Source organism: Trichocoleus sp. FACHB-40, assembly GCF_014695915.1.
Classification (GTDB): domain Bacteria; phylum Cyanobacteriota; class Cyanobacteriia; order Cyanobacteriales; family FACHB-T130; genus Funiculus; species Funiculus sociatus.
This window is the reverse complement of record NZ_JACJPF010000017.1, coordinates 1-8,707: the sequence shown is the minus strand read 5'-3', so window position 1 is coordinate 8,707 and position 8,707 is coordinate 1. Positions and strand designations below refer to the sequence as shown.

Here is an 8,707-nt window from a genome sequence, read left to right as displayed (position 1 = left end):
GAGGTGAACTTGTTGTATAAATAAGCGCCGCTCGGACGCTTCACGGAATATTGGTATGCTTCAATTGATTCAGGTGCGATATAGAACCCATTTGACATCTTTTGCTGGGGTGCAAGGCTTTGAAGTAAGCCGTTACTTTGCGATCAATGATAGAGCCTGCTTAAACTCGACTGTTTTTTGCTCTTAACAGGGATAAAACCAGCTAGCTGCAAGGCTTTTAGTTTCAGGAATAGATGTCAAATGGGTTCTATAGCCCAACTCCGACGCATCGATAAACAACACCTCTCCTTTCCGATCGCGGTTCTTGTTGCCGTTCTTATACCTACTCAAAAACCATAGACAAGCCGAAATTCCTGTGTTGTAAAACAACTGCGTCGGTAACATCACAATGCAATCCACCAAATCAGATTGCACCAATTGCTCACGGATCTCCCTCACCGCTCGTATTAGACGATAGCGACCCATTCGACAACACAAACCCCGCCGCCCCCGTTGGAGCCAGGTGATAAAGGAAATGTTGCACCCAGGCAAAATTGGCGTTACCTACAGGCGGCACCCCATACTGCCAGCGCCCATCCTGACGCAGGGGATGCCCCCATCATTTTTCTCGTCTATCCGACCGACCCAGTCGCTATCGTTAAACGGTGGATTGGCAATTACAAAATCTGCCTTCAAATCTGGGTGGGCATCCTTCAGAAACGGCCCCTCCGTATTCCAGCGAATATTGGAGCCATCAATGCCCCGAATCGCCAGGTTCATCCGACACAGCTTGTAGGTCGTTTCGTTGCTCTCCTGCCGTTGCTAATATTCGACGGTTCGGAGTCATCAACTTGGGCTGGCTCCAGAAAATCTGTTTCTACATCGTCATATCTTACTTTCCCGACTCTAACCTACTTTTGCCATCCCTCCTGCGACTTTTCCATCAGGTCTATTGCTTCAAAGGCATAAGTCATCCCGCAGATCGCGCAGATCGCACCCTGCAAGCTTCGCTTCTACCTTGCGGCGTTGCTCTTGAAGGGTGCGATCGCTTCGCTTCAAGAGCAGCCGGATCAGTCTTGAAAAGATAAACTGCGATCGCTGCCAGCTTAATTTTTGTATAGTGTGTGCCGTGTATTCCACAGGATTAGATAGCGATCGCCCTCTCGACTTCCGGCTCCCTACCGGGTGAAGCTTGACTTCGGAGCGCTGAAGTCAAGAGGGCACGTTAGACCGTTGAACGCACTTACGCTTGGCTGCATTGGTGTCGTCGCTTAAATGTCGATTATGAGCGAATTCTTGCTTCTGAGGAAGTGTCCATTTATATCACTATGATCCGACTGATCCTATGCAGACTTGCCTGAGCCTTTTTGTACCCTCTGTGTATTTCCAAACATCCTCTGGCGTTGCAGAACCTTGATTTATCCCCCTAAATCCTCCTTAGAAAGGGGGACTATGAATTCCATTTCCCCCCTTTAAAAAAAGGGTTGGGGAGATCGCACGCCGCTGGAGAGCTGGTGACAACGAAGTTGTGCAAGTAAGTTAATTGGAATTAAAGCTTCCCAAGCACATAGCGATCGCATTCAATCTCCCCAACCAGGGTACTTACTTCTATTGCAGCCACGCCCAACAATATCCAAAAAAGTCGGAGCTGGAACAACGATCCAAACCCTCAAGCCTGGCCCCTAGAATACCCACCATCGGTCAAGATAGCAGCCCCATTACTTATCCAGCATATCCAGCATCGCCATGAGCTGTTCTCGTTCCAGAGGACTTAACTTCTGCAACTGGGCAAGCAAACTTTCGGGCTGGGTGTTCGCTTCCGGCTTCAACTCAGGTGATGGCTGCTTAAACAACAGCTCCTCAATCACCTCCTCAATTGGTCGGCGCTTCTCTTCCGGAGTACAGCGCTCATACAATTTCCGTAATGTCTCCACCTTATGTCCCATCGCATAAGCTAACGACCGAGTTTGGGCGTCATCAAGTCCGACTTGATACGCCCAAGTCGCCCAGAAATACCGCATCATATGGGGTGAAATCCGCTTACCAATAAAACGATGAGAGGTACTTTCAAACGAGCAACCAAACTCTGAAGCTGATGCTGCGATGCCAAGTCTGGGGAGGACAAACACATAGCCCCAAAGCCACTTGGGCGAATTGGCATCCGCTGACTGATAGAAGGTATCCAACGGATTGAATTCAGTTCGCCCACTTGTCACCCAGCGTCCCCGTTGCCCCTTAAACTCCGGCTGCCACCAATCGTAAACCTGTCGATTTTTATAACCATCACAGATCCAACTGCCGTACAAATAGCCTTCTAAGTAATCATAGAAGCAACTGCCGTCAGCTAACTGGCGGTTGGGAATTACTATGGATTGACCGCCGTGAGTCGAGCGGGTTTTGTACTGCTGAATGTCCAACACCCAGACCCCTTGAGGATAAGGCTTTTTCTCGTGGACATAGGTAAAGTAAAGATAATTGTCCTTAATTGTGCCATCCCAATGTTTTTCACGCACTTGTGCAGGCGGCAGCGGCTGATACAAGCCGTCAGGTGGGACGGATTCTGGACGCTTAACAGGACAAATCAGCGCAATTCTTAAAGTACGGTATTCTTGTTGCCGCCTTGCAGGGATGTCAGCAAGCAGCGACCACTTTAAGTAATCTTGATAGCTTTTAGCAATGGCAAAGCCAGACCGAAATCGACCTCGGCTGTTTCTGGGTCGGCACTCCAGACGCAACGGTTCTACAATTTTGGTTCTAACAACTTCCAGCGCTGTCTCGCCTTCTGCCGTATCCGGCCACTTCTTCTCAAAATCTGAAACAGACTGCCGATTTTTCACCCACTCGCTGATGTCCTTTCTCACTGAACTTAAGTGGTTGTTGAGCGCTTTGAACAGAGGAATCTGCTTATAATCCGCCTCTTCCTCCACCTCACTGGTGTAGAGAAACTTAGCCAGTTCTAAAAGCGCCCCTAACTTATTGCGTTTGGTAGAAGGACTTTTCGAGTGGAGGACTTCTCTCAAGAAACGGAAATAACTGCACAGCCAAATTTCAAGGGTTTGCCTATGCTGTTTCCATAGTTTTGCCTGTTCTTTGCTATTGAGATGTTCTAAGTCTTCTTGCCTAAGCACAGAAATCAAATGTGACAAACGCAGTTGCTCTAACGCAATTGGCGGTGTGCGGTGGTAACAAAACCAGCCAAGCATTAGACGTATATTCTTGGTGTATTCTAATGCGGATAATTCGCTAATTGGGTCAATTACACGGAACGGGCACTCTGGGTCAGTTAAATATTGATAAAAGTCATCCAATTCTTTTTGTAAAGGAGCCGGCGTGTCTTGAGGCTTGAGCGTGTATTTCTGATGCACTGTCCTCCGCTCGGTCAAGGGAGTGTTGGAGGTATGGCCATAGGGATTTTTCATGGATGGACAGGATTGCTGTTTCACTCTCGCCCGCCGCGAACCTCTAGCTGGCCACCACTGTTGTTGTTCGCTCCAACTCAAAAATTGGTTAAATCGATTTCCGTAAGTGTTTTGGCTAGCAATAGACGCTTTTTGGCTCTGGAAAGCCTGCTGTATTGTTTGACGGGCGCTGAGCAGTACTTCAACTCTTAAGCTTTTTAAAAACTCCTTAGCTGCCTCGCTCTCGGCTTTTGTCATCTTTCGACCTGATGTTGCTCTAGTAAAGCCTAATTGTGATAACCAAAACCGTAGGGTAGCGCAACGAAATTCATTAATAACTCGTTTAGCTTTCGACTCTGGATATATCGCTCGAACTTGTTCTTCATACATCTCGAATACTGACCAGCAAGTGAGAGAGTCCTGCATAATAAATGCCTCTGATGGTACACAAAAAAATTAAATTGCCATTGAGCTATTATTTAAAAGCTCTCGAATTACGGTGCCAATGTTTTAGGTTTTGCTCATCTTTTCATTTCCGGACTCCTTTACTCTCTTGTTTATTATAGATAGCACTACTCGCTATCGAGTCCAACGAATTCATCGGTGGCTGCGGCAATTAGCTATATAAATGCTCAACCCTTTGGGAGGATTATTTCTAGCTTCAAAACCCGAGGATTTATTAATAAATAATTAGTGAATACCTAATAAATTTTAGGTATTAAATAAATCCTAATCCTCCGCCTTTCTAGGTTTATTAAAGGCTAAGGATTGAAGCAACCTTTTACTCATCTGGGGAGGGGGAGTCATTTAGCTCTTACTTAGTAGCTCCAGTCCTCTAGTCCAAGTAGAAACCTAAGTTTCACTCGGTCTTCGTTGTCAGTTCAGAGATCGTCAGCAGACCCCGACCGATTCGCTCAACCAATTCACTGCGAGAAATATTTAAACAAGCACTGAATTCATCTAATCCTGTCAAAGCGGTTGGGGTAAGACTCAAAGAAACAATTTTTTTGAGTTCGTCATAGGTTTCAGGCTGACCTCGCATTGATTTCCTTCCTTTACAACTCGCCTTTTTCTGGTGTTTTAAGCGGGGCCTACCTTTTCTTTTGATTTTTTTTTGCTTGGACATGATTATCTGTACACTTCAAGAGGGTTTTGAAGAGCCAAAGAGCCAAAGTTTTCTAACCTATACCCAAATCAAATGAGCTAGGAGCGAAAATCAATGAGTATCCCTGCAACTAGGTATTAAACTCTGCCGAACTTTGCCAGTCCAGTTGCGTTGAATTCCTAGTAGCGAGGCTTATTCGTTTGGCTTAAAAGCTAGGTATTGGCTCTTCTTTTTAGTTACTGGATCAGACTATCAGAGTATTTTTGGCTCGTGTTAGAAGCGTACAATTTTCGAGTTTTGTGTAAATTTACCGTTACAATATGAAGTTTAATGACAGAACCAGCATTCATTAAATTATTTGGTTCTTCATTACTTGGTCTGCCAAACTATTAGTTTAAAGGGCTGAAAAGTCTGGAATAGAAACCTTTGGGGCTTCTTAGCGCCTCTACCGCTAAAAACAATTGAAAATAATGCCCAAACTCTTGCTGTGCAGGAGTTTGGGCATCGCCAGAGGCGGATTAGCATATCAGGTACGGAAGAGCCAATTATTTTGACTTGCCAAACCCTTTGTTTGAACGCTTGCCTTTTTCGCCTTTACGTGCGCCATTAGCTTGTGCTGTTCTGACCTTCAAATAGTCTTGGCATTGGGCTAGCCCGACTCTAGATTTCAGTAATTGGATGAGGGTAACGGAGAAGGCTTCGTCAAGAAATAAAAAATTTTCGTCTTCGTTGTCGGAGTAGCGCAAACTAGCTTTAATCCCTTCGGGTTCTCTAAGCTGCTTCAGAGTAGCCTGCTCCGCTTGATATAGCTGCAACCCATTTTTTGGAGGTTGTTCGTTCCATTGGTTGAGTAGTAAGATAGCTTCCAAAGTCAACCAGGCTTGAGATGGGCAATCGAAAGCCAATATCCATTTGCATAGTGAATTTTGGTTAATTTTTGCCTCTGCCCACATATCCTGGATAAGCTCATGAAGCTTCGCAGATATCTTGCCGGGTCTATACTGCCTTTCAGTTGGAGGTTTAAACCCTGAGTCGGTTACAATTCCTGAGCTTTCTAGGAGGTAATACTCAATCCATAGAGCTTGGGTTCTGTATGCTTTCTTGAATTTGGCAAATCTCTCTTGTTGATCCGGCTTAACCAGAATGTCGCCGTTCTTTCGTAGTAGGTCTGGTAGGTACTTGGCTGCTGTTATGTAGTTTTCCTCTTCCCTATCTTTGGGATTACCGTTAGAATTTTTCTCTTTGCATCCGACGCGATCTACGTTCTTGTTTGCGCTAGCGCGATCGCTATTCTTACTGTCGGAATTTCCCCTTTTGCACCATAGGCGATCAACACCGTTAACCTTCCTGTAACGAATAGCCAGGTCCCTCAGTTGATTTATTGACGCGAAAGCCTTCCTTGCCGATTCTGGGCAGGAAAAATGTTCGCGAACGCTGGTTTCAATCGTAATTCTGTTTTCCTCAACTCTCATCCTTGAGTTGAGAAATTGAATCGCATCAAAGTGAGGTGGTTTCAGAAGCTTGTGAATGTCCTCTCCAAACTCCAGCTCCCGCACCGTAATTTGTTTCCCTTGCAGAGCTGTTACCCAGTCTAATGTTTCTTCAGGAACCGGAGTGCAGTCATCGATTAGGGTCTTGGGATCGTTAAAGTCTTTCTTCATGGTTAAGGTGGGGAATTGTTCTGGTTGGCAAGGTGATGAGTTAATTTCTGGTTCCCAATAAAGTTGGGTTCTTATTTCGAGTTTCTGGTTTCTTACGCTGGTCATGCTCTAGAGAAGCGTGGGATAGGTTGCTGGGGGAGCTGGGTCACTCGTTGTGCAATCCTAGCAACTCTCGCAGTTCTTCTTCGGATGCAATCTCTCTCCACCCCCCAGCGGCCTTGACACGTTGCAACATCGCTTCTATTGCTAGCGATACCAAGACTTCCTTGCGAATCTTACGCCCCATAGAACGGCGGGTCTGTTTCACGGCATCATCCAAGGCGTCGTTCAATGGCTCTGGTATCCTCACCGATAAGGGATACAGGGGAGTGACCTTGGTATCTTCGGATTCCTGTTGCGCTTTTCCTGAATCCTGAATCTTGAATCCTGAATCTTGATTATTTTTTCCAGATTCATGAATCTTGATTAAGGATTCATTCTCCATGATTCGTGAATCTTCCTGAGGAGCATCAGTAGATGGTTCAGGAGCAACAGACTCTTTTAGGGAGTCGTTGAACAGTTGCAGTGGGTTACGCTGTCCCATGCGTTTTTTACTTCCTGCCACGTTTCTTCAACCCCCATTCCTTTATCACTTCACCAGCTAATGCTTTAAATGCACTCGCACCTTTACTTTTGGAAGCGTAGTCAAATATCGATTGCCCGTGTCCAGCACTTTCTGCGATCGCAACGTTTTCCGGAATGGAGATTCGCAGTAGATTAAATCGGTTGTCGCTGACTAGCACCGAGTCTGCTTCCGCTGTCATGTTCAAGGCTGGTTTGTATCGGCTACGCAAAACATCAACGGGAACATCTGGATTAACATCTTTTAAAGTGTCCAGCACTTGAGCCAACCCTACCAGCACTAGGGGGTCTGCCAGTACCGGCACGAGAACTCTATCTGCTACTACGAGTGCAGCAACTGTAGCAGGGACGAGGGAGGGGGGACAATCCAAAAGCACTAAGTCGCAATCCAGTTTGCTAATCGCTTTACGTAAAATTTCTGGGGAATCCCATTTCACGTAAGCGGTATCCGTTCCGCCGGGAATTAAGGGCACAGCGGTATCGGTGCGGACAACATCTTCCCCTTCTAGCCAGCGGTCAAACCCCGGTTGTTTTCCAGGTACTAAACCCAAGGCATAGGTAGCAGAGCCTTGGGCATCCATGTCTACTAGCACTACTTTAACTTTGTGTTCTTGTAATCCTGAACCTAAGTTGACACAGGTACAGGTTTTTCCCACGCCCCCTTTCTGGGATGCGATCGCTACGGTGAGCATTTTTAAATTCATCCTTTACAGGTTTAGCATAACTGACATTCAGGAATCTCAGAATAAATAATCATGATTCTTTATTCCTGAATTAGAGCTAATATTTAAGAATTACTGAATCATGATTCATAAAAATGTTAAGCCATCTGCTGAATAACAGATTATTTGTCGTCATTAACACATCAGAGTCGCTCTATGGTACACCGATAAGCCGTTGCCGAAATATGATTCCATGCAGTTAGGATTGAGCTTATTCTTAAGGTATGCGCTCAATACATTACTGTCGTTAGGGATTATAGGACTAATTTTTAAAGATAAGTCTATACTAAAGATGTGTTCCATACTTTACACAGCTTTTTTCATTATACTTATTGCAGCTTTTTATATTGTATTAAACACAAATGACCCAAATATGCTGGTACTGTTTTATATACGAAGGTTTATTATACAGCCATTGTTCCTTATATTATTCATACCGGCATTCTATTATCAAAATAAAGCGAAATAAATTCTGTGAATTTTGAAAGTATTGGGTTATAATAATTACTAAATTTGCTGAAGATAATACAAGATGAAACTTAACAGGCACATAAGCATACTTTTAGCAGCTTTAATATTGGCTTCCAATATTGGGCTGGTGCTTAATGTGCACTACTGTAAAGGAGAGGTATCGTCAGTTACACTTGCTTACAGGCAGCAGGAGCCATGCAATCCGCATCATGAAAGTGAGGAGCACAAGCACCAGCATAAGGCAGATAATAAAGCCTGTTGTGCTATCAAGGCTGAAAACCATAAAAAGTGCTGTAAGGATGATGTTGTTAAGCTTCAGGACAAAAATGAAGGTAAGGTAATTGTAAAATCCTTACAATTAGATCTTGGCGCTTTTTGTGTGGCCGAGGAATGGAAGCCTTCGCAATTTTATTATACAGTGCCGGTTGCAGTTAAAGACTCTCCATCTTTCTACTGTGAGAGCCATGCGCCGCCACTCTTTAAACTATACTGCAAATACATTCTTTACGCCTGATTTAATGTTATAATATTTCCCGTTTTGGGAACAGGATTATTATTAACATTAAAATACTATTATGCGTAATTTATTTTATATACTATTTCTTTTTAGTGCTTTTTTTGCAAACGCACAGGATATACTTAGCGGTAAGGTGCTTGATGACCAAAACCTTCCGCTTCCCGGAGCCACTGTTTACTGGCTTAATACCTCAATTGCAACATCTACAGGTGACGATGGTACTTTTAAAATAC

Annotated in this window: 10 protein-coding genes and 2 pseudogenes; 4 read left to right on the top strand and 8 right to left on the bottom strand. The window is 44.5% G+C overall.

Going from position 1 to position 8,707, the window contains the following annotated elements; genetic code table 11:
- Positions 1-183: 183 nt before the first annotated feature.
- The 3 genes and pseudogenes from H6F63_RS29725 to H6F63_RS00440 form a co-directional block, all read right to left on the bottom strand.
- Complete coding sequence (locus tag H6F63_RS29725; protein WP_242019442.1) at positions 184-531, bottom strand: N-6 DNA methylase; 348 nt, start codon at positions 529-531, stop codon at positions 184-186.
- A 93-nt stretch (positions 532-624) separates the two neighbouring features.
- A pseudogene (locus H6F63_RS30305) lies at positions 625-783 on the bottom strand (N-6 DNA methylase); the annotation flags it as partial.
- A 153-nt stretch (positions 784-936) separates the two neighbouring features.
- Complete coding sequence (locus H6F63_RS00440) at positions 937-1,119, bottom strand: hypothetical protein (protein WP_190633951.1); 183 nt, start codon at positions 1,117-1,119, stop codon at positions 937-939.
- Between the two features lie 92 nt (positions 1,120-1,211).
- On the opposite strand from H6F63_RS00440, the pseudogene H6F63_RS00435 reads away from it, so the two are divergent.
- Positions 1,212-1,340, top strand: a pseudogene (locus H6F63_RS00435) (IS5/IS1182 family transposase); the annotation flags it as partial.
- 357 nt (positions 1,341-1,697) lie between these two features.
- Here the strand turns inward: H6F63_RS00435 and H6F63_RS00430 are convergent.
- The 5 genes from H6F63_RS00430 to H6F63_RS00410 all read right to left on the bottom strand — a co-directional run bounded on the left by H6F63_RS00430 (position 1,698) and on the right by H6F63_RS00410 (position 7,468).
- A complete protein-coding gene (locus tag H6F63_RS00430; RefSeq protein ID WP_190633949.1) occupies positions 1,698-3,803 on the bottom strand; it encodes a site-specific integrase in 2,106 nt (701 codons plus the stop codon).
- 433 nt (positions 3,804-4,236) lie between these two features.
- Positions 4,237-4,419, bottom strand: coding sequence for a hypothetical protein (locus H6F63_RS00425; protein ID WP_190633948.1), 183 nt, complete (start codon positions 4,417-4,419; stop codon positions 4,237-4,239).
- A gap of 608 nt (positions 4,420-5,027) precedes the next feature.
- Positions 5,028-6,248 (bottom strand): hypothetical protein, encoded by a 1,221-nt coding sequence (locus H6F63_RS00420; protein WP_190633945.1) that lies wholly within the window; start codon positions 6,246-6,248, stop codon positions 5,028-5,030.
- Positions 6,249-6,288: 40 nt separating this feature from the next.
- Positions 6,289-6,726, bottom strand: coding sequence for a hypothetical protein (locus H6F63_RS00415; RefSeq protein WP_190633943.1), 438 nt, complete (start codon positions 6,724-6,726; stop codon positions 6,289-6,291).
- A gap of 7 nt (positions 6,727-6,733) precedes the next feature.
- The gene (locus tag H6F63_RS00410; RefSeq protein ID WP_190633941.1) at positions 6,734-7,468 is read right to left on the bottom strand and encodes a ParA family protein; all 735 of its coding nucleotides are present in this window, start codon (positions 7,466-7,468) and stop codon (positions 6,734-6,736) included.
- 193 nt (positions 7,469-7,661) lie between these two features.
- Between H6F63_RS00410 and H6F63_RS30790 the strand changes: the two genes are divergently transcribed.
- The 3 genes from H6F63_RS30790 to H6F63_RS30785 form a co-directional block, all read left to right on the top strand.
- Positions 7,662-7,955, top strand: a complete 294-nt coding sequence (locus H6F63_RS30790) for an exosortase F system-associated protein (RefSeq protein ID WP_347276752.1) — start codon at positions 7,662-7,664, stop codon at positions 7,953-7,955.
- Between the two features lie 108 nt (positions 7,956-8,063).
- Entirely contained in the window at positions 8,064-8,471 is a 408-nt protein-coding gene (locus tag H6F63_RS00400; protein WP_190633937.1) for a hypothetical protein, read from the top strand.
- 61 nt (positions 8,472-8,532) lie between these two features.
- Positions 8,533-8,707: carboxypeptidase-like regulatory domain-containing protein (locus H6F63_RS30785; protein WP_190633935.1), on the top strand; the 175-nt coding region annotated here is incomplete at its 3' end.